The 18,557-nt window shown below is 69.4% G+C and carries 15 protein-coding genes; 9 read left to right on the top strand and 6 right to left on the bottom strand.

The window, feature by feature from the left end:
- Positions 1-38: 38 nt before the first annotated feature.
- Positions 39-2,180, top strand: coding sequence for a heavy metal translocating P-type ATPase (locus tag RAH40_RS08805; RefSeq protein WP_306601729.1), 2,142 nt, complete (start codon positions 39-41; stop codon positions 2,178-2,180).
- Here the strand turns inward: RAH40_RS08805 and RAH40_RS08800 are convergent, their stop codons facing one another.
- Positions 2,181-2,780 (bottom strand): YceI family protein, encoded by a 600-nt coding sequence (locus RAH40_RS08800; protein ID WP_306601728.1) that lies wholly within the window; start codon positions 2,778-2,780, stop codon positions 2,181-2,183.
- Positions 2,781-2,929: 149 nt separating this feature from the next.
- Here RAH40_RS08800 and RAH40_RS08795 point away from each other — a divergent pair, with 149 nt between their 5' ends.
- From RAH40_RS08795 to RAH40_RS08780, 4 genes are read left to right on the top strand one after another with little or no spacing between them, the layout of a single operon-like run.
- Positions 2,930-3,376 carry a MarR family winged helix-turn-helix transcriptional regulator gene (locus tag RAH40_RS08795; RefSeq protein ID WP_306601727.1) on the top strand — a complete coding sequence of 149 codons (447 nt, stop codon included), beginning with the start codon at positions 2,930-2,932 and terminating at the stop codon, positions 3,374-3,376.
- A 45-nt stretch (positions 3,377-3,421) separates the two neighbouring features.
- Positions 3,422-4,342, top strand: coding sequence for a metallophosphoesterase (locus RAH40_RS08790; protein ID WP_306601726.1), 921 nt, complete (start codon positions 3,422-3,424; stop codon positions 4,340-4,342).
- Positions 4,339-4,752: a ubiquinol-cytochrome c reductase iron-sulfur subunit gene (locus RAH40_RS08785; protein WP_306601725.1), complete on the top strand. Its 414-nt coding sequence runs from the start codon at positions 4,339-4,341 to the stop codon at positions 4,750-4,752. The genes RAH40_RS08790 and RAH40_RS08785 overlap by 4 nt, the downstream gene beginning before the upstream one ends.
- Before the next feature lie 29 nt (positions 4,753-4,781).
- The gene (locus RAH40_RS08780) at positions 4,782-5,783 is read left to right on the top strand and encodes an RNA polymerase sigma factor (protein WP_306601724.1); all 1,002 of its coding nucleotides are present in this window, start codon (positions 4,782-4,784) and stop codon (positions 5,781-5,783) included.
- On the opposite strand, the gene RAH40_RS08775 is transcribed toward RAH40_RS08780, so the two are convergent.
- Positions 5,758-7,362, bottom strand: a complete 1,605-nt coding sequence (locus RAH40_RS08775; protein ID WP_306601723.1) for a serine hydrolase — start codon at positions 7,360-7,362, stop codon at positions 5,758-5,760. The genes RAH40_RS08780 and RAH40_RS08775 overlap by 26 nt on opposite strands.
- 103 nt (positions 7,363-7,465) lie before the next feature.
- Here RAH40_RS08775 and RAH40_RS08770 point away from each other — a divergent pair, with 103 nt between their 5' ends.
- The 4 genes from RAH40_RS08770 to RAH40_RS08755 are packed head-to-tail and all read left to right on the top strand — an operon-like array spanning position 7,466 to position 13,628.
- Positions 7,466-10,234 carry a PAS domain S-box protein gene (locus RAH40_RS08770; RefSeq protein WP_306601722.1) on the top strand — a complete coding sequence of 923 codons (2,769 nt, stop codon included), beginning with the start codon at positions 7,466-7,468 and terminating at the stop codon, positions 10,232-10,234.
- Positions 10,235-10,259: 25 nt separating this feature from the next.
- On the top strand, positions 10,260-11,354 hold the full coding sequence (locus tag RAH40_RS08765) for a S1C family serine protease (protein ID WP_306601721.1): 1,095 nt from the start codon (positions 10,260-10,262) through the stop codon (positions 11,352-11,354).
- Positions 11,355-11,358: 4 nt separating this feature from the next.
- Positions 11,359-12,396, top strand: coding sequence for an alpha/beta fold hydrolase (locus tag RAH40_RS08760; protein WP_306601719.1), 1,038 nt, complete (start codon positions 11,359-11,361; stop codon positions 12,394-12,396).
- Between the two features lie 59 nt (positions 12,397-12,455).
- Positions 12,456-13,628: a pentapeptide repeat-containing protein gene (locus tag RAH40_RS08755; protein ID WP_306601718.1), complete on the top strand. Its 1,173-nt coding sequence runs from the start codon at positions 12,456-12,458 to the stop codon at positions 13,626-13,628.
- A 10-nt stretch (positions 13,629-13,638) separates the two neighbouring features.
- Here RAH40_RS08755 and RAH40_RS08750 read toward each other — a convergent pair whose 3' ends face one another.
- The 4 genes from RAH40_RS08750 to RAH40_RS08735 all read right to left on the bottom strand — a co-directional run bounded on the left by RAH40_RS08750 (position 13,639) and on the right by RAH40_RS08735 (position 18,047).
- On the bottom strand, positions 13,639-14,481 hold the full coding sequence (locus tag RAH40_RS08750; protein WP_306601717.1) for a DUF3667 domain-containing protein: 843 nt from the start codon (positions 14,479-14,481) through the stop codon (positions 13,639-13,641).
- 67 nt (positions 14,482-14,548) lie between these two features.
- Positions 14,549-14,959 carry a hypothetical protein gene (locus RAH40_RS08745; RefSeq protein WP_306601716.1) on the bottom strand — a complete coding sequence of 137 codons (411 nt, stop codon included), beginning with the start codon at positions 14,957-14,959 and terminating at the stop codon, positions 14,549-14,551.
- Between the two features lie 275 nt (positions 14,960-15,234).
- Positions 15,235-15,630 (bottom strand): hypothetical protein, encoded by a 396-nt coding sequence (locus RAH40_RS08740; RefSeq protein WP_306601715.1) that lies wholly within the window; start codon positions 15,628-15,630, stop codon positions 15,235-15,237.
- Between the two features lie 293 nt (positions 15,631-15,923).
- Positions 15,924-18,047, bottom strand: coding sequence for a hypothetical protein (locus RAH40_RS08735; RefSeq protein ID WP_306601714.1), 2,124 nt, complete (start codon positions 18,045-18,047; stop codon positions 15,924-15,926).
- Positions 18,048-18,557 lie beyond the last annotated feature (510 nt).

The raw sequence follows: 18,557 nt of genomic DNA, 5'->3' as shown, positions 1-18,557 counted from the left end.
CCTTGACCCTAAAGTAGCTTCAGGGTTTGAAATGGGCCATGGCTTTCGACCGAGAACCTTCAACCTGCTCCCACTGCCACTGCGAGGCGGCCGTCCCGGACGCCCCCGGGGAGGTTCCGGAAGGCGCCCTGCGCAGCCGGCTGCGCATCGCCCAGATGGACTGCCCCACCGAGGAGGCCCTGATCCGGAAGAAGCTGGGGGGCCGCAAGGGCCTCCACGGCCTGGAGTTCAACCTGATGGAGCGGGTCCTGTCGGTCGTCCACGCCCCCGGGCTCCTGCCGGAGATCGAAGGCGCCATCCGGGAGCTGGGCATGACGCCCGAGTCCATGGACGCCCCCCCGGCGCCCCCGGCGCGGACGTGGCCCTGGTCCCTGGCCCTGGGCGCCCTGGCCGCCCTGGCCTCCGAGGCGGCGGCCCTGGCCGGACTGCCGTCCTGGGCCTCCCCGGTCCTGGCCGTGGCGGCGGTGGCCGCCTGCGGCCTGGGCACCTACCGCAAGGGCTGGATCAGCCTGCGCAACGGCGACATGAACATCAACGCCCTCATGAGCATCGCCGTCACCGGGGCCATGGCCCTGCGGGAGTGGCCGGAGGCGGCCATGGTGATGGTGCTGTTCGCCCTGGCCGAGCGCATCGAGACGCTGAGCCTGGACCGGGCCCGGAACGCCATCCACGGCCTCCTGCGGCTCTCCCCGGCGACGGCCACGGTCCTGGGCCCCGGCGGCTGGGCCGAGGCCGAGGCCCGGTCGGTGCGGGTGGGGGACCGGGTGCGGGTGGGCCCCGGGGAGGCCATCCCCCTGGACGGGAAGGTGGCCGCGGGGCGCTCCTCGGTGAACCAGGCCCCAATCACCGGGGAGAGCCTCCCCGTCGACAAGGGCGAGGGGGATCCGGTCTTCGCGGGCACCCTCAACCTCACCGGCTCCTTCGAATTCACGGTCACCGCCGAGGAGGGCTCCACCACCCTGGCCCGCATCATCCACGCGGTGGAGGAGGCCCAGGAGTCCCGGTCACCCACCCACCGGTTCGTGGACCGCTTCGCGAAGATCTACACCCCCGCGGTGCTGATCGTGGCCGTGGCGGTGGCGGTGGCGCCGCCGCTCCTCCTGGGGGGCGCCTGGTCCGTGTGGGTCTACCGGGCCCTGGTGCTGCTGGTGATCGCCTGCCCCTGCGCCCTGGTGATCTCCACCCCCGTGACCGTCGTCAGCGGCCTCGCCGCCGCCACCCGCCACGGGATCCTCGTCAAGGGCGGGCGCTGGCTGGAGGAGGGCCGGAACCTCGCCTGGATCGCCTTCGACAAGACCGGCACCCTCACCCGGGGCGAACCGGCGCTCACGGATTTCGCGCCCCTGGCCCTGGAGGGGGACGCCGCGTGGCGCCTGGCCACGAGCCTGGCCTCCCGTTCGGACCACCCCGTGTCCCGGGCCCTGGTGCGGCCCGGCGTCCCCGTGGCCGAGGTCGAGGCCTTCCGCGCCCTGCCCGGCCAGGGGGTGCAGGGGAGCATCGGCGGCACCGTCTACAGCCTGGGCAACCACCACCTCATCGAGGAGCTGGGGGTCTGCTCGCCGGAACTGGAGGCGCGCCTCGAGGCCCTGGAGCAGCAGGGCAAGACCACCCTCCTGCTCACCGACGGCAAGGCCGTCCTGGCGCTGTTCGCCCTCGCCGACGAAGTGCGCCCCGGCAGCCGCGACGCGGTGGCCGCGCTGCACGCCCTGGGCCTCCGCACCCTCATGCTCACGGGGGACAACACCCATACCGCCAGGTCCATCGCCGCCCAGGTGGGCATCGACGAGGCGCTGGGGGACCAGCTCCCCGAGGACAAGGCCCGGGCCATCCGCTCCAAGGCCGGGAAGGTGGGCATGGTGGGCGACGGCATCAACGACGGACCGGCCCTGGCGGCGGCCCACATCGGCTTCGCCATGGGCGCCGCGGGTTCCGACACCGCCATCGAGACCGCCGACGTGGCCCTCATGGACGACGACCTGGGGAAGATCGCGCGCTTCATCCGCCTGTCCCGGGACACCCGCGCGATCCTGGCCCAGAACATCGTCCTCGCCATCGGCATCAAGACGGTGTTCCTGGGCCTGGCCATCGCGGGGCGGGGCACCATGTGGATGGCGGTGTTCGCGGACATGGGCGCCAGCCTTCTGGTGGTGTTCAACGGGCTCCGGCTGCTGAGGAAGTGATCAGTTCGCCTTCTTGGCTTCGATGTTCAGCTCGATGTCGACGTCGTCGCCCACCAGGCCCGCGCCGTAGGAGACGCCGTAGTCCATGCGGTTGACCTTGACCGCGCCCTCGAAGGCGGCGACCACGTTCTTCCAGGGATCCACGGCCGTGCCCAGGTTGTTGATGGGGAGCACGATGGTCTTGGAGACGCCCTTCATGGTGAAGGTGCCGGTGACCTCCAGCTTGCCCTTGGCCACTTCCTTGACCGCGGTGCTCTTGAAGGTGATGGTGGGGAACCTGGCGGCGTCGAAGAAGTCGGGGCCCTTGAGGTGGGCGTCGCGCTTGTCCTCGTTGGTGGAGACGCTGGCCACGTCGATGGTCACGTCCACGCTGGACTTCGAGATGTCCTTGGTGTCGACCACCACGGTGCCCTCGGCCTTGCCGAAGCGGCCCTGGACCTTGGAGAGGAGGTGGCGCACCCGGAAGCCGACGCTGGAGTGGACGGAGTCGATCTTGTAGGTGTCGAGGGTGGAAGGGGTCGCGGCCAGCAGGCCAACCGAGGGGACGGAGAGCAGCAGGGCGATGGCGGGAAGAACGAAGCGGGAAGCGGGGTTGCGCATGGGGGTCTCCGATTAGGTGTTCAAACACCATATAGCCATGGTAGGCTCTTTTTTAGATGTTGCAACATCTTTCTTGAAAAAGATCCCGAACCCTCCACAAGGACCCCGCCGCCATGCCGATCCGAGACGAATTGTTGATTACAAAAGATATGCACCCAGGCCAGGAGCTCCTTCTCTCCATCCTCCTCACCCGGGAATTCGTCTCCCGGCTCTCCGACGAGCGCCTCTTCAAGCCCGCGGGGATCACGGACCAGCAGTTCAATGTCCTGAGGATCGTGAAGGGGGGTCCCGCGGAGGGGTCCCTGATCCGGGAGATCCGCCGGCGCATCCTCACCTGCCGCGCCGACGTGCCGCGGCTCGTGGACCGCATGGTCCGGGCCGGCCTGGTCACGCGCCGGGAGGATCCCGCGGACCGGCGGGGCTGCCTCGTGAGCCTCACGGTCGAGGGGGACAGGTTGGCGGCGCAGCTGGCTCCGGTCCACGACGCCTTGTGCCGGGAGGTGGAGGCGCTGCTTCCGGCCGAGAGCCGCGCCATGCTGTCCGGGCTTCTGGAGGAATTCCGGGCGGGGATCCAGAAGAAGTTCAGGGAAGCCTGAATCCGTTCGCCCCGGTCCGTCGTATTCATCAGTGAGGAGGCGGACATGGACAGCGGCATGAGCAGGAACCAGTTCCTCAAGATGATGGGCGTCGGCGGGCTGGTGTTCGCGACGGGGCTGCCCGGGTTCGGCGGCGGAGGTGCGAAAGGGGACGACTTCTGCTTCGTCCAGCTCTCGGACATCCACTGGGGCTTCGAGGGACCGAAGGCCAACCCGGACGCCGCGGGCACCTTCCCCAAGGCCATCGAGGCGGTGAACTCCCTGAGCCCCCAGCCGGACTTCATCATCTTCACGGGCGACCTCACCCACGACACGCCCGACGGCGACGCCCGCCGGAAGCGCATGGCGGAATTCAAGGCCCAGGCCGCGCGGCTCAAGGCGCCCAAGATCTTCTACCTGCCCGGGGAGCATGACGCCGGCGAGGACCGGGGCGAGGCCTACCGGGAGGCCTTCGGACCCTCCCACTACGCCTTCAGCCACAAGGGCGTCCATTTCATCGCCCTGGACAACGTCTCCCAGGAGGGGTCCATCCTGGGCAGGCCGCAGCTCGCATGGCTCGCCTCGGAAGTGGCCAAGGTCCCCAGGGACGCGCCCCTGGTGATCTTCGCGCACCGGCCGCTCTTCGACCTCTTCCCGGACTGGGACTGGGCCACCCTCGACGGGGAGGACGCCCTGGCCCTGCTCAAGGACCACCGGAACGTCACCGTCTTCTACGGCCACATCCACCAGGAGCACCACCGCCTCACGGGGCGGATCGCGCACCACGCGGCCACCTCCCTGATCTTCCCGCTCCCGGCCCCGGGCTCCCAGCCCAAGCGCGCCGCCGTGCCCTGGGATCCCGCACAGCCCTACAAGGGCCTCGGGTTCCGCCAGGTGCGCGACGTGGTGGCGGGCACGGCCCTGCGCCAGGAGATCTCGGAGCAGGCGCTGGCGAAATTCCTTCAGGCCGCCAAGGTGCCCGCGTGAGCACGCGGCGGGAATTCTGCGCGGGCTGCTGCCTCCTGGCCTGCGGCGCGGTCCTGGGGGCGCAGCCCGCGCCCGACGGGGAGGCTCCCCTCAAGCGGACGCAGGAGACCCGCGCGGGCATGAAGCCCGGATCGGTGCGGGACTACCGCAAGCTGGGACGGTTCTTCCTCGTGGCCGACGCCGCGGGGATCTACGCCCTCACCTCGGTGTGCACCCACCGGGGCTGCAACGTGAACGCCGCGGGCGCCGAGGGCTTCCACTGCCCCTGCCACGACAGCGAATACGACCCGCAGGGCCGGGTCACGGAGGGACCCGCCCGGCTTCCGCTGCGCCACCTGCTTGTGCGGGAGGCCGGAGGGCTCCTGGAGGTGGACGTCTCCGTCTCGGTGGATCCAACCGTGCGCATCTGAGCTATCCTTTCCGGATCGGAGCCTGCGCCATGGCCATCGCGCCCGTCCCCAGGACGCCCCAGGAGGAGGAAGCCGCCCTGGCCGCGGGAATCGCCGCGGGGGACGAGGAGGCCCTCCAGGAACTGCACCGGAGGTACGCCCCCCTGGTGTTCCACCTGGCCTGCAAGTCCCTGGACCGCCCCGCCGCCGAGGAGATCACCCAGGACGTCTTCGTGGCGGTGTGGCGCAGGGGGGCAAGCTACGATCCCGGGCGCGGGACCGTGCGCACCTGGCTGCTGGGCATCGCGCACAACCGCATCCTGGACGAGCTGCGGTCGCGGTCCAGGCGGCCCGGGTCCGAGGGGACGGTGGACGACCTGGAGCTGGCCGCCCAGGATCCCCTTCCCGACGAGGCCCTGTGGCGGGACTACCAGCGCCGCGCCATCGCCCAGGCCCTGGCGGCCCTGCCCGAGGCCCAGGCCCGGGCGCTGCGCCTGGCCTACTTCTCCGAGCTGTCCCACGGGATGGTGGCCGACGCGCTCCACGTGCCCCTGGGCACCGCCAAGACCCGGATCCGGTCCGGGCTGAGGGGCCTCTATCTGCGCCTGGGCGCGCTGGTGGCCGCACTGCTGGTGGTCCTGGGCGTGCCGGCGGTCATCGTCGGCCAGCGCCAGCGCGCACGGGACGCCCGGGCCCTGGACGTGCTGGCCAACAGCCACCTCCGGATCCTCAAGCTGATTCCCCCCGGCCTGGCCTCCCAGCCGGAGACGGCACAGCACGCGGCCTTCCGCGGCGTCCCGGGCCGGGAGACCGCCGTGCTCACCCTCACCCGCTTCCCGGCGCCCCCCGCCGGAAAGCACTATGTCCTGTGGTTCGGCCCCCGCCCCGTGGTGCTGCCGGATCCCGACCGGGAGGGCAAGGCGATCGCCATCCTCGAAGGGAGCTGGCTGGCCGCGCCCTGGCCCGCCGAGCTGTCCATCACGGCCGAGGCGGGGAGGCCGCTGGTGCCCACGGGGCCGGTGGCGGTCAGCGCCGCTCCGCCTTCACCGTGAGCCCGTTCTGCCTGATGACGAGGGCCACGACCTTGCCCGCGCCGTCCCGGGTGAAGGTGAATTCGGCGCCGGCGCCCGGGGCCTGGAAGATGTCCTTGTCCACAGGCTCCACCAGCACCTCGGCCTGATGCGTGCCCTGCACGTAGAGGAGGGTGCCCCGGCGGGTGACCTTCACGGTGAAGTCGTCGGAGGCGCGGTACTTCCCGACCAGGCGCTGGAGCGCGGCCTCGTCCATGGGGTCGGCCAGGACCCGCTCCGCCTTGACCTGGCCTCCGCCCTGGCGCAGGAAGAAGCTGTATCCGCCCGTGCCCCGCACGGGGTGGAGCACGGCGTCCAGGGTCAGGGCGTAGAAGTCGCCGGCGCTGTCGAAGCCCAGGTCCAGGGCGGGCTGCCCCTCGATCTGCGCGACGAGGCCGCCGTCCTTCGTCCAGAGCGCGATCTTCGTCCCGCCGGGAAGCGTGTACCGGCCGGTCATGCCCTCCAGGAGGCCGCTGCCCGGGGGCACCGGACGGCGGGGAAACCCGGGCGACGGGACACTGCCGTCCAGAAGGGAGAGGCCCATGGGCACCAGGCCCCCGAGGTTGGAGAGGGAGGTGTCCGCCAGGAGCACCACGCCCCGGCGCCGGTCGGGATCGAGGGCCACGAGGCTGGAGAACCCGCCGGTGGCGCCCTCGTGGTAGAGGATCTTCCGCCCCGCGACGGTCACGATCATCCAGTTCATGGCCACGGGGGGCATGGAGGCCTCGAGGGGCGTCTGGGTCCTCCTCATGGCCGCGGTGATGGGGGACTCGCGCCTGCCCAGCTCGGCCTCGACGTAGCGGACCATGTCGGCGAGGGACGCGCGCACGCCGCCCACGCCCGCCATCTCCACCGGGAAGTCCCAGGCCCCCGCGGGGCGCCCGTTGGAGGCGTGGCCCTGGGCCTCGTTCCGCCCGGTGCGGCGGATGTGGGCGTCCTCCATGCCCAGGGGCTTGAAGACGTCCCTGGCGAGGAGGGCCTCGTAGTCCAGGCCGGCGCGCCGGGCCAGTCCGCCGGAGAGCAGCATCATGGCGAAATTGGAATAGCGGTAGCGGGTGCCCGGGGCGGCGTCGAGCCTGACGTCCTCGAGCGAACCCAGGAGCTGCGCGGGCGTGAGGGAGGCGAAGGGGTTCGAGTCGTCCTCGGGCCGGAGGCGCCCCGGAAGGGAGGGCAGGCCGGAGCGGTGGGTGAGGACGTGGGCGAGGGTGATGGGCCGGCCCTCGAAGTCGGGGACCTTGGCCTCCTTGGGCAGGTACTTGGACAGGGGGTCGTCCAGCGACGCCTCGCCCTTGAGGATGAGGTCCGCCACCAGGGCGGAGGCCATGGTCTTGGCCACCGAGCCGATCTCGAAGGCGGTGTGCGCGTCCAGCCTGGCGGGGTGCAGGGCGTCGGCGGAGACGATGGCCTCGGCCGTGGCGTCGCCCACCAGGGCGGCGGCGACGGTGACCCCGGTGCGGTCGCCCAGGAACCGGGCCTCGAGGGCGGCGCGGAGCTCCTGCTGGGGGGTGGCGGCGGGCAGCACGGCGGCGGCCAGGAGGAAGGCTAGGACGGGGTGTTTCACGGTTGACTCCCTTCCCGAGCCTAACGCAAATCCGGGGAGCGCGTCGTTCCGGGCCGCCCCCGGGAACGATGCTATAGTTCAGCTCTCGTCTTCCGGAACGTACATGAGCCTTCAGGGCCCCAGCGCGTCGTGGCAGGATCCCCGGGACCGCCTCGGCGGCTACCTGGGCGGCTGGCGGGCCTACGTCTTCGCGGCCCTCGCCACGTCGGCCACCCTGGGCCTCCGGCTGACCTTGCAAAAGGCCTTCGGGGAACGCCCCCTGATGATCCTGTTCATGCTGCCCATCATCTTCAGCGCCTTCCTGGGGGGCATGGGCCCGGGTCTCCTGGCCACGGGGCTCTCCGGCCTGCTCCTGCTCTACTTCCTCCTCCCTCCCGCGCACTCCCTGGCCGTCGCCAGCCCCTTCGACCTGGCCCAGCTCACCATACTGCTGGCCAGCGGGGGCCTGGTGAGCGTCCTCGCGGGCGCCCTCCTGCGGTCCCGGGCCCGGGAGGCCACCGCCACCGCCGAGCTCCAGGCCGCCCTGGAGGAGGACATGGCCGCCCACCGCGCCCTGGGGGTCAGCGAGAACTCCCGCCAGCTCCTGGACGCCCTCTACCGCGGCCTCATGGAGACCACGCCCGCCGGGTGCTTCGTCACCGACGGGGACTGGCGGATCATCCTGGTGAACCAGGCCTACGTCCAGCGTTCCGGGTACGGCCGGGAGGAACTCCTCGCCATGCGGGTCCCCGACCTGGCCACGGACGGGGCCGACGAGTCCTACCGGCGGATCCTGGCCGAGGGGCAGGTCCGGTTCGAGACCCGCCACCGGGCCCGGTCCGGCGAAGTCTGGCCCGTGGAGGTCGTCGCCTCCTACTCGCCCATGGAGGGCGGGCGCTGCTTCGTGTTCTGCCAGGACATCACCGAGCGCGTCGAGGCCCTGGAGACCGTCCGGTCCATGGAGCACTTCAACCGCGCGATCCTGGATTCCGTCAACGCCCAGCTGGCGGTGCTGGACCCCCGGGGCGCGATCCTCGCGGTCAACGCCCCGTGGAGGGCGTTCGGCAGGGCCGGTGGCGCGGGGCCCGGAGGGGACGTGGGGGACAGCTACCTGGCCGCGTGCCGCAAGGGGGCGCAGGAGGGCGCGCCGGGGGCCCGGGAGGCCCTCGACGGCATCCTGGCGGTCCTGGAAGGCCGGCTGCCCCGGTTCTCCCTTGAATACCCCTGCGACACCCCCGACGACAAGCGCTGGTTCACCATGTACGTCACGCCGCTGGGCGACTCGGGGGGCGGGGTGGTCATCGCGCACACGGACAACACCTCGCGCAAGCGAATGGAGATGGCCCTGGTGGAGAGCGAGAAGCGCTTCCAGGACATCGCCAGCGCCTCCTCGGACTGGTTCTGGGAGATGGACCGGGAGGGCCGCTACACCTACGCCTCGGAGAGCGTGGCCAAGGTGCTGGGCTGGAGCCCGGCCGAGATGGCCGGACGGTCCGTGCTGGACGGTTTCCCGGCCGGGGAGCGCCAAGGGATGGAGGCCCGGTATCTCCGGCTCTTTTCCGAGGCCAGGGGCTACCGGAACCTGCCCGCGACCCAGGTGCGCAAGGACGGGACGCTCTGCCACGTGCTCACGTCCGGAACCCCCCTCCTGGACGACGCCGGGACCTCGAAGGGCTTCCGGGGCCTGGACCGGGACGTGACGGACGTGAGGGCCGCGGAGGAGCAGCACCGGCGGCTGGAGGGCGAGCTGACCCAGGCGCAGAAGCTGGAGTCCATCGGCAGGCTCGCCGGCGGGGTCGCGCACGACTTCAACAACATGCTGGGGGTGATCCTCGGGCAGGCGGAAGTGGCCATGATGATGCCCGGCTCCAAGCCCTTCCACTCCTTCCTCGGGGAGATCATCAAGGCGGCCAGGCGCAGCGGGGACCTCACCCGCCAGCTGCTGGCCTTCGCCCGCAAGCAGGTCATCACGCCCCGGGTGCTGGACCTGAACGAGACCATCCAGGGCATGCTCAAGATGCTGGGCCGGCTCATCGGCGAGGACATCACCCTGGCCTGGATGCGCAAGGAGGGCCTCTGGCCGATCCGCATGGACCCCTCCCAGATCGACCAGATCCTCGCCAACCTGGCCGTCAACGCCCGGGACGCCATCCTCGGGGTGGGAAGGGTCACCATCGGCCTGGAGAACGTCCGCGTCGGGAAGGACTTCCTGCAGGAGCACCCGGAGGCGGTGGAGGGCGAATTCGTGGCGCTCTCCGTGGCCGACTCGGGTTGCGGGATCGACCCCGAGGTCCTCAAGCACATCTTCGAGCCCTTCTTCACCACGAAGCCCCTGGGCAAGGGCACCGGCCTGGGCCTCGCCACCGTCTTCGGGATCGTCAAGCAGAACGACGGCTTCATCCTGGTGGAGAGCCAGCCCGGGAAGGGCGCGCGGTTCCGGATCTACCTGCCCCGGCACCTGGGCCCGGAGGACGTGGCCGGGGGGGACTCCGCCCCGGCGATCCCCACGGGCAACGGCGAGACGATCCTCCTGGTGGAGGACGAGGCCACCGTCCTGGTGGCGACCCGGATGCTCCTGGAGCAGCTGGGGTACGTCGTGCTCCCCGCCCAGGGCGCCGCCAGGGCGCTGGAGATCGAGGGCGCCTTCCAGGGGAACCTCGACCTCCTGCTGACGGACGTCGTGATGCCGGAGATGAACGGCAGGGAGCTGTCCGAGTGGATCCGGAACCGCAGGCCGGGCCTGCCGGTGCTGTTCATGAGCGGCTACACGGCCGACATCCTGGATCCCCACGGCGTACTGGAGGAGGGCGTGCACTTCATCCAGAAGCCGGCCTCGGTCCTGGAGCTGGCCCGGGGCGTGGAAGGCGTCCTGGGGCGCCGCCCCAGGGTATGATGGGGCCATGCAAGGTGGGAACCCCATGCGAAAAGCCGCAGCCATCCTGTTCATCCTGGCCTCGGGCCTCGTCATCGGCTGGTGCGCCGGCCAGGGGGCTGCGAGGGGCCCCGCCGCGCCGCGCCCGGTGACCCCGCGGGGCGCCCTGCCCGCCGCCGAGCAGAGCGTCGTGGACCGGTTCCGGGAGGCCCGCGCCTCCGTGGTCTACCTCACCAGCCTGGCCTACCAGCAGGACCTCTTCTCCCTGGACGTGCAGGCCGTGCCCACCGGCACCGGCTCGGGGTTCATCTGGGACTCCGGCGGGCACATCGTCACCAACTACCACGTGATCCAGGACGCCCAGGAGGTCGAGGCGGCCCTGGCCGACGGCAGCCGGCACAAGGCCAGGGTCATCGGCGTGGCCCCGGAGAAGGACCTGGCCGTGCTCCTGCTCCAGGACGGCGCCTCGGCCAAGCTGAGGCCCCTGCCCCTGGGCACGTCCGCCGACCTGCAGGTGGGCCAGGGGGTCATGGCCATCGGCAATCCCTTCGGGCTGGACCAGACCCTCACCACCGGCGTGGTGTCGGCCCTGGGCCGCGAGATCCAGAGCGCCACCCGCCGGCGCATCACCGGCGTGATCCAGACCGACGCGGCCATCAACCCCGGCAATTCCGGCGGCCCCCTGCTGGACAGCGCGGGCCGGCTCATCGGCATCAACACCGCGATCCAGAGCACCTCGGGCAGCTCCGCGGGCATCGGCTTCGCCGTGCCGGTGGACACCATCAACCGCATCGTCCCGCAGCTCATCTCGAAGGGCCGGCCCGTGCGGGTCGACCTGGGCTTCGACCCCCTCCCGGAGGGCTGGGCGGCCTCCATCAACGTGCCGCCCGGGGTCATCGTGGGCCGGGTGCGGCAGGGCGGCTCCGCGGAGCGGGCCGGGCTGCGGGGCCTGACCCGCCAGGGCCGGGGCTACGCCCTGGGCGACGTGATCGTGGGCGTCAACGGGGCGGCTGTGAAGGACATGGACCGCCTCCTGGACCTGGCCGAGGCGGAACCCTCCGGCGGGCGTCTCCAGCTGGAGGTCCTGCGCGACGGCAAGCGCGTCAGGCTGAACCTGGACCTGGAGCCCGGCAGGATCTGAGCGGATGTGGGATCATGGCCCCATGGCCATCCACCTGCGCACCTTCCTGGCGTTCCTCGTCCTGGCCTTCGGGTGCGCGGCCCAGGAGCAGAAGTTCGTTTCCATCGGCGACCTGCCGCTGACGAGCGGCGAAGTCCTCCAGGACTGCCGCGTGGGCTACCGCACCTTCGGGGAGCTCGACGCCGCCGGGTCCAACGCCGTCCTCGTCCCCTCCTGGTACGGGGGGACCACCCGGGAGCTCCTGGGCCAGGTGGGTCCGGGGCGCGTCTTCGATTGTCCCGGCGCCTTCGTGATCCTCGTGGACGCACTGGCCGACGGGGTCTCCACCTCCCCGTCCAACAGCGTCCGCCAGCCCCGCATGAGGTTCCCGCGCATCTCGGTGCGGGACATGGTGGAGAGCCAGCGCCGGATGCTCAAGGTCCTGGGCATCGGCCACCTGCGGGCGGTCATGGGCATCTCCATGGGCGGCATGCAGACCTTCCAGTGGCTGGTGTCCTACCCGGACTTCATGGACAGGGCCGTGCCCATCCTGGGCTCCCCGCGCCTGGCCCCCTACGACGTCCTGCTGTGGCGCACCATGAACCTCGCCATCACCGGCGACGCCGGCTGGCAGGGCGGCGACTATGCGGAGAATCCCGCCCGGGCCCTGCGCGCGGGCCTGTCCAACCTCACCCTGGGCACCCCGGCCCAGGTGAACGCCGGCGGCACCCGGGCCCAGGTGGACGCGGACCTGGCGCGGTACGCCCGGGATCCCGCCTTCGACGCGTGCGACCAGGTCCGCCAGGGCGAGGCCATGATCGGCCTGGACATCGCCGAGGGCTTCGGCGGTTCCATGGAGAAGGCGGCCGCCGCCGTGAAGGCCCAGGTCCTGGTGGTGGTGGCCGCTTCCGATCAGACCGTCACCCCCGGCCCGGCCCTCGCGTTCGCGGCGCTCCTGAAGGCCCGGACGCTGACCCTGGAAGGGAGCTTCGGCCACCGAAGCCTGCGGGTCGAGAGCGGGAACGTGGGCCAGGCCGTGCGCACCTTCATGTCCGGGCATTGACGGAGAGACTCAATCGCCCCATATTGCGGTGTGCTTCGAAACCCGGGGAGAGTTGTGCCATGGCCGAACTGACGCGGGATGAGGTCATCGAACACGTTAAGAACAAGGTATCTCTGGAGTTCGCGAACCTGTCCGGTCTGGACCTGCGGGGGATCGACTTCAGGAAGACGAACCTGAGCGGGGCGGACATGACGTCCTGCCGCCTCCAGGGCTCCCACTTCCTGGACACCAACCTGACCCGGGCGATCCTCTACGAGGCGGACCTCTCGGGCACGAACCTCTCGGGCTCCGACCTTTCCCACGCCAACCTGCAGAAGGCCATCCTGGTCGAAGCCAACATGACCAACGCCAAGATGGTGCAGGCCAGTCTCCGCCAGGCGGACCTCTCCCAGGCCGACTTCACCCAGTCCGACCTGGCCAAGGCCGACCTCCACTTCGCCAAGTGCAGCGGCACGGATTTCCGCCGCGCCGTGCTGGCCGACGCCAACTTCGGCCGGGCCTTCCTCCGGGGAGCCATGTTCCGGGGGGCCAACATCATGGGCGCCACCTTCGAGGGGGCCCTCGGCATGGACCCGGCGGTGCTCAAGGGCGACATCGGCGGCGGCATCGAGCTGGACGAGCCCGGTACCGGCTCCACCCTCCTGGGCATGCTCAAGGTCACCACCACGGTGGACTACAACGCGCCCCGCCCCATCGGGGAATCCGGCAAGGGCGCCCCCGCGCGCAAGACCAAGTACCATCCCCCGCTGCGGGGCATCCCCTCCGTCATCTACACCACCGGCGGCTGGATCAGGGGAACCTTCCACGTGCCCACCATGCACGGGTTCTTGGAGTACCTGAACCTCTCCGGCGACATGCTCAAGCTCACCGGCGTCATCCTGCCCTACCTCGAGATGGAGCTGCGGTTCTTCGCGCTGCGCCGGGGGAAGGCCCTCCTGGTGATGCCCGACTGCGACCTGGCCCTCCTCCAGCTGCCCGAGCCCACCGCCCAGTATCATGTGCATCGCGTCTCGTTCCTCCTGGAAGGCGGCACCGTCACCGGCAGCCTCGCCATCGAGGAGGACATCCGGGTCTCGGACTACCTGGCCAACCACGACGGCTTCCTGGTGCTGCGCAACTGCAGGTTCGGCGCCCACGACGCCCCCGTGGAGGAGGAGAGCCACTTCCCCATGCTCCTGGTGAACAGCGCCACGGTGGTGGGGGCTTCGGACGAGCGCCTCAGGGATACGTAGGGGCCCCCTGTTACGTGGACAGGCTCCTTGTGATCACCCAGAGCACGACGCCCAGAAGCGCCGCGCCCACGACGACGACGTAGATCGCCGTCAGGGCGATGCCCTTGAGGTGCCGCTTCCAGCCGGGGCCCCCGTGGACCCGCTTCAGGGCGAGGCACAGGTGGACCGGCAGGGCCAGGGTCAGCAGCCCCCCCGCAAGGCGCACCCAGCCCAGGGGAACCAGGCCCAGGAGCCCCTGTGCCAGGAACACGCTGAAGGCGAACGTGTGGAAGTGCAGCGAGAAGATCACGTGCTCCACATAGTAGGTGCCGCTTCGCGGGTGGAACAGGAAGAGGAGCCCCGCGAAGGCCGGGAGCAGCAGGAACATCACCCGCGAGAGCCAAACCAGGAGGGCGGCCTTGAACGCCCGCGGGTTCTCCACGGCCTTCTCGATGCCCCGCTTGAGGCGCCCCGCCTTCTCCTGCATGGCCGGGTTCTGCTTCCCGGCGTCATCACCGAGGTTGATCACGATGTTGGTCTCGGCCTTTCCCTGGGTGGCGACCGAGGAGGGACCGGAGCCCAGGAGCAGGAACAGCAGGAAGCTGACGAAGACGTAGAGCCGGAAGGGAGGCAGGAACCGCGCCCTGCGCCCCGCGAAGTATTCCAGCGTGAGCTGGCCCGGCCGCAGGAAGAGCAGCCTCAGGGAGGTCAGGATGCGGTTGTCCAGGCTGAAGACCTCCGCGACCACCTCGCCCACCACGTGCCTCAGCCGCAGGTCCCGGTCCTGCCGGGGCTGCCCGCACCGGGAGCAGAAGCGGCCGTGGAGCGGCGTGCCGCAATCGAGACAGGGTTCCAGCGCGGGAAGAGGTTGCATGGGACTCGCCATGGAAGTGGATACCCAACCATAGCATCGGGCCGGATCGTTCGGTCCCATGGCCGGATCACGGCGGGGGCGGGCCCGTCGGCTCCGGCACCCCCTGCGCCCGGAGCCATTCCGCGGCCAGCCGGGCATTCCGGCCACGGGCCAGACAGACGTCGCCCCGGGGATGGCCGTGCAGGAGCAATTGGTTGCCAAGCCATTCCAAGCGAATGAACCCCAAGGGGATTTTCAGGCTGCCATCCCGGATGGGGGGAAAAGCCTTAATGAAGAACCGCGTTGCCAGGCCAAAGGGAAGCCGGCCCGCCATCAGGACCACCTTGTCGTCCTCCCGGATCATTTCACGCCAGGAGAAGAACCGGCTGATCAGGAAGTAGTGGCCCAGGACCAGCAGGCCCGCCACCGACACCCCCGCAGGGAGCCAGAAACCCTGGCCCCGCCGCAGGTAGGCGGACCAGAACAGCGATGCCGCCATGCCACAACCGCAGGCGAAAGGGAGGATCCGGCGGTCCCAGACCGGGTGGAGATGGAAGGGGTCACGGGTGTCCCCTGAAGGGATTGGGGTCGATTCTTTCCGCATTCTTCACGTTCCTCTGCGAGCCTTCTGTACCCATGCGCCAAGCGATTTTCCAGACGCATGCCGTCAGCCTAACTGATGGCGCCGATGGAAGAGGAGAGAACTTGAACGAAGATGCGAAAAGGACATTCAAAGGGGCTCAGAGATAGGGCTTTCTTGGCATATTTAGCCCTTTATTGGGCGTCCTTCAGGTCCAAAACCAACCACCCCAGGGTCCTCGGGGTCGTGGAGAACCAGCCCGAAGGCAGCATCACGGTATAGAGGGCCAGGTCCCCCTTCGGATCCCCCCTGGCCATCCCCAAAGGCTCCGTGACCCGCTTGCCGAGCTGGAACCGGCGGATTTGGTTTCCCGCCCGGAAGTACACCGCCCTGGGCTGCCCTTTGACCCAGTAGAACACCTTGCCGTCGAAGGCACCGAGGAAGATCTCGTTCTCCCTGAGCCCGTACTGCTTCCTCGCCTCCTGCTGGGCGATGTACGGGTAGATGCGGATGTGGCCCTTCTCGATGCGGTAGAGATCCCGGCCGTCGAAGGCGGCGTCGGTGTCGAAGGAGAAGAGGCCGAGTGACAACCATCCTGACCAGAACTTGGGTGGAAGCGTCTTTTCAAATTCAGGGGTGAGCGTCTCCCGATGGAGGGTTACGGTCAGGGGATCATTCTGCAAATACCCTGAAACCACTGGAAAGCCAGGGTTCCTGTTGTAGGCGATGACGATGGTGCACGTCTTGTCCTGTGGATCCAGAGCGTTGAGCCTTGTGAAGATCAGACCGCGCTGGCCAGATCCCAACCCCATGGGTTCTGAGGGGACGGCGCCAGCCAATGCAAGGGAACTGCCGAGGAGCAGAACGTATGGGATTTGCATACCTACCTTCCCCAGTCGATTTCATCAACCAACTCGTTTTTGTGATGAATTTTGTACGGGTGGATCACATTGAATTCGGCCTCCCTCGCCAGGGCTGTTCGGAGGTCACGCGGCGTGTAAGGTGTTCCCGGGATGATAAGGGTCTGGTTCGCCCACATGCCGCCCAGGGACACCCCTCCATCGCGTAGGCTCAGGATGATGCCATGGGCGCAGTTGGTCGAATTTCCCATGAAAGGCGGGTTCATGAACCACTGACCCTTTCCCAGATCGGCCATCGCCCCCCCTATCAGACCCCCAAGGTTAGGAACTGACACCAGGAAAGCGCTTTCCGGCTTTCGGCCGCCCTCCTCTCGAATAAGGTCACTCGGACGTGAAATCAGTACATTCGGGCCAAGAGGCTTGGGGACGCCGCCAGGTTCATGGGGGAATTGGCTTTGAATTATTTTCCATTCGTTGCTGGAACCCTTTATTGCCAAAGCAGCATGACCCACGGAATGAGACGGCCCAACCACTCCCAGTCCCACCCAGTCCCAGATCAGGACCAGGGCCGAACCCTCCTTGCCTCCCGTCGAGGTCGCGAGTGGGCGAAGGTATTCGATCGTTTCGAGATTCGATGGGTGGGTGGGGACTGTCGGTGCCGCGATGGCCTCCTGGACCTGCCTCGCATGCGCCTCCTTCGCCCTTTCAATCGCCGCCTGTTGGGCCCGTTGCTGGTTTCGGAACATCTCATCCAGGTTTGCCTTCCGAAGGTCCCATTGGGCCTGCGCCATCATGGCGCTTGAGAGCGCTTGAGGGACGGCCGCCCCCATCAAGGCTGCGGTTCGTTGGCTGGTTTCCTGGATGGCCTGCTGGTTCTTCGCGATTTCCTGGGCCAGGAGGCCGGGGCCGTGGAACAGGGCTTCGCCGGGCTGCATCACGCGGCCGGAGGCGCCCAGGGGCGGCGTGCGTCCAGAGAAGGCCTCCATGGTCGCTTCTCCCTTGGCCGGGTCATAGGAGATGCCTCCGGGCCACTTGGGAAGAGGCTGGCGGAACGCGCCTCCCCGGAGCCCGGGGCGGCCGAGGGTGTGGAGATCAGGGGGATCTCCGGGGTCGCCCGGTTGCATGCGGACCCACCGCGTCAGTTGGCCAGGAACGGGTACGAGGGAAAGCGTCTGGCTGTCCAGTTCGAAGGTGGGGATGGGTCCATCGCCGTCGCCGGCCAGGTCCCCAAGGTTCCAGCGGTTCCTGACATGGGTCTGGCAGGGGGCGCCGGGACCGAGCGCGAAATGCCGGAAATGGCGGCTGGGTTCCTCGGCGGCAGCACCCTCCCGCTTCCGGACCGCCGTGGCGCAGAATCGCCAAGCCGGGCCCTCGCCGGGCTCCGGACGCTGCCACGGGGCGGCTTCCCAATCAATGGAAAGCGCGCAATGGTCGGAAGTGATGTCCGTCAGGACCGTGGGGGCGAAGGAAAGCGTCCCGAGGGGACCCGGGTGTTCGACGGTCGGACCCTTGCCGTAACCGATGCGGATGGATTCGCCGGTGGCCTCATCCTGCACGTGGGTGACCTGAAGGCCATCGCGGAAGGCATCCAGGGCCTTGCCTGACTCCTCGTCCGGGTGTGTCATGGCCAGGACCGTGTAGCTGGCCAGGGACCCCGCCCCTTCATAGGTGATGTGGAGGCGCGCTTCCGTATCGAGAAACGCCTGGGAGGGCGCCTGCGGGTCCGTGACCGAACTGGCGAGAGCGGGGACCGGGGCGGTGGGGTTCCGTCCCGCCAGCGCCACGCGGACCCGGGTGCCGTCCCCGGCCGCCAGGAAATCCACCTGGTTGGGACCGTAAGTGAAGGTCAGGCTGCCGCCGGAGGGGTCGCGCACCTCCGCGAGGCGGAAGCGGGCCGTCCCGGATGGGCCGGGACGGTATTCGAAGGCCCGTCCTCCCCGGATCACCAGGAATGCGGAGGGAGCGGTCCGCGGCCCGGAACTACCGGGCAGGGCAAGGAGAAGGTCCCCCGCCACGCCGGCCACCATCTGGCAGGCGGAGACCTCCGGGCCGTATCCGAAGATCGTGAGGATCTCCCGGGGATCCGCCGACGCGCGCCGGCCTCCGGTGCTTCCCCCCGATCCGTCGGGAAACACCCATCGCGCCATCAGGGAATCCGCGCCGGATTCGCCGGGACCGGTCCGCCAATCGAGGTGCCCCGGGGACAATTCGAAGCCCGTTGGCGCCAGGAGGACCTGGGCCCCCGGGGATCCACCGCGTACCGCATGCGGGGCGAAGCGTCCGATCAGGGAGGGGACGTACGTGAAGCCGGGACCGCCCACTCCGGGACCCAGGGGGATTCGCAGCGTGACGCACCCCGTGCCGGGATCGACCTCCAAGGCGGATGCTGAAATACTCCGTTCTCCAGCTGGTAAGAACGCCATTTGGAACGCTAGAATGGCAATTAGCTTGAATGCACCGACCGGCCATCCCGGAGAAGCGGAAGAGCCTATGTGGCGTTGCCTTTGCATGGAATCCCCCTGGCCCGACGCCGGCTGGGCAATCAGGCATTGGCATTCCCGCAATTGCGGGAACGCTTCTCAGGTGGATATGTGTATGCAGCGGGGAAAGGCCTCGCAAGCAGGCGTTCCGGATGGGGAACCCATTCATCGTGATCG

It is taken from the genome of Geothrix sp. 21YS21S-2 (genome assembly GCF_030846775.1).
Lineage (GTDB): Bacteria > Acidobacteriota > Holophagae > Holophagales > Holophagaceae > Mesoterricola.
Note: the sequence above shows the minus strand (reverse complement) of the source record. Positions and strands in the feature narration are given on the sequence as shown.

Excerpts from the sequence above, each read along its gene's own strand:
- RAH40_RS08805 (WP_306601729.1), top strand. The coding sequence starts at position 39 with ATGGCTTTCGACCGAGAACCTTCAACCTGCTCCCACTGCCACTGCGAG.
- RAH40_RS08800 (WP_306601728.1), bottom strand. The coding sequence starts at position 2,780 with ATGCGCAACCCCGCTTCCCGCTTCGTTCTTCCCGCCATCGCCCTGCTG.
- RAH40_RS08795 (WP_306601727.1), top strand. The coding sequence starts at position 2,930 with ATGCACCCAGGCCAGGAGCTCCTTCTCTCCATCCTCCTCACCCGGGAA.
- RAH40_RS08790 (WP_306601726.1), top strand. The coding sequence starts at position 3,422 with ATGGACAGCGGCATGAGCAGGAACCAGTTCCTCAAGATGATGGGCGTC.
- RAH40_RS08780 (WP_306601724.1), top strand. The coding sequence starts at position 4,782 with ATGGCCATCGCGCCCGTCCCCAGGACGCCCCAGGAGGAGGAAGCCGCC.
- RAH40_RS08770 (WP_306601722.1), top strand. The coding sequence starts at position 7,466 with ATGAGCCTTCAGGGCCCCAGCGCGTCGTGGCAGGATCCCCGGGACCGC.
- RAH40_RS08765 (WP_306601721.1), top strand. The coding sequence starts at position 10,260 with ATGCGAAAAGCCGCAGCCATCCTGTTCATCCTGGCCTCGGGCCTCGTC.
- RAH40_RS08760 (WP_306601719.1), top strand. The coding sequence starts at position 11,359 with ATGTGGGATCATGGCCCCATGGCCATCCACCTGCGCACCTTCCTGGCG.
- RAH40_RS08755 (WP_306601718.1), top strand. The coding sequence starts at position 12,456 with ATGGCCGAACTGACGCGGGATGAGGTCATCGAACACGTTAAGAACAAG.
- RAH40_RS08750 (WP_306601717.1), bottom strand. The coding sequence starts at position 14,481 with ATGCAACCTCTTCCCGCGCTGGAACCCTGTCTCGATTGCGGCACGCCG.
- RAH40_RS08745 (WP_306601716.1), bottom strand. The coding sequence starts at position 14,959 with ATGGCGGCATCGCTGTTCTGGTCCGCCTACCTGCGGCGGGGCCAGGGT.
- RAH40_RS08735 (WP_306601714.1), bottom strand. The coding sequence starts at position 18,047 with ATGGCGCGATGGGTGTTTCCCGACGGATCGGGGGGAAGCACCGGAGGC.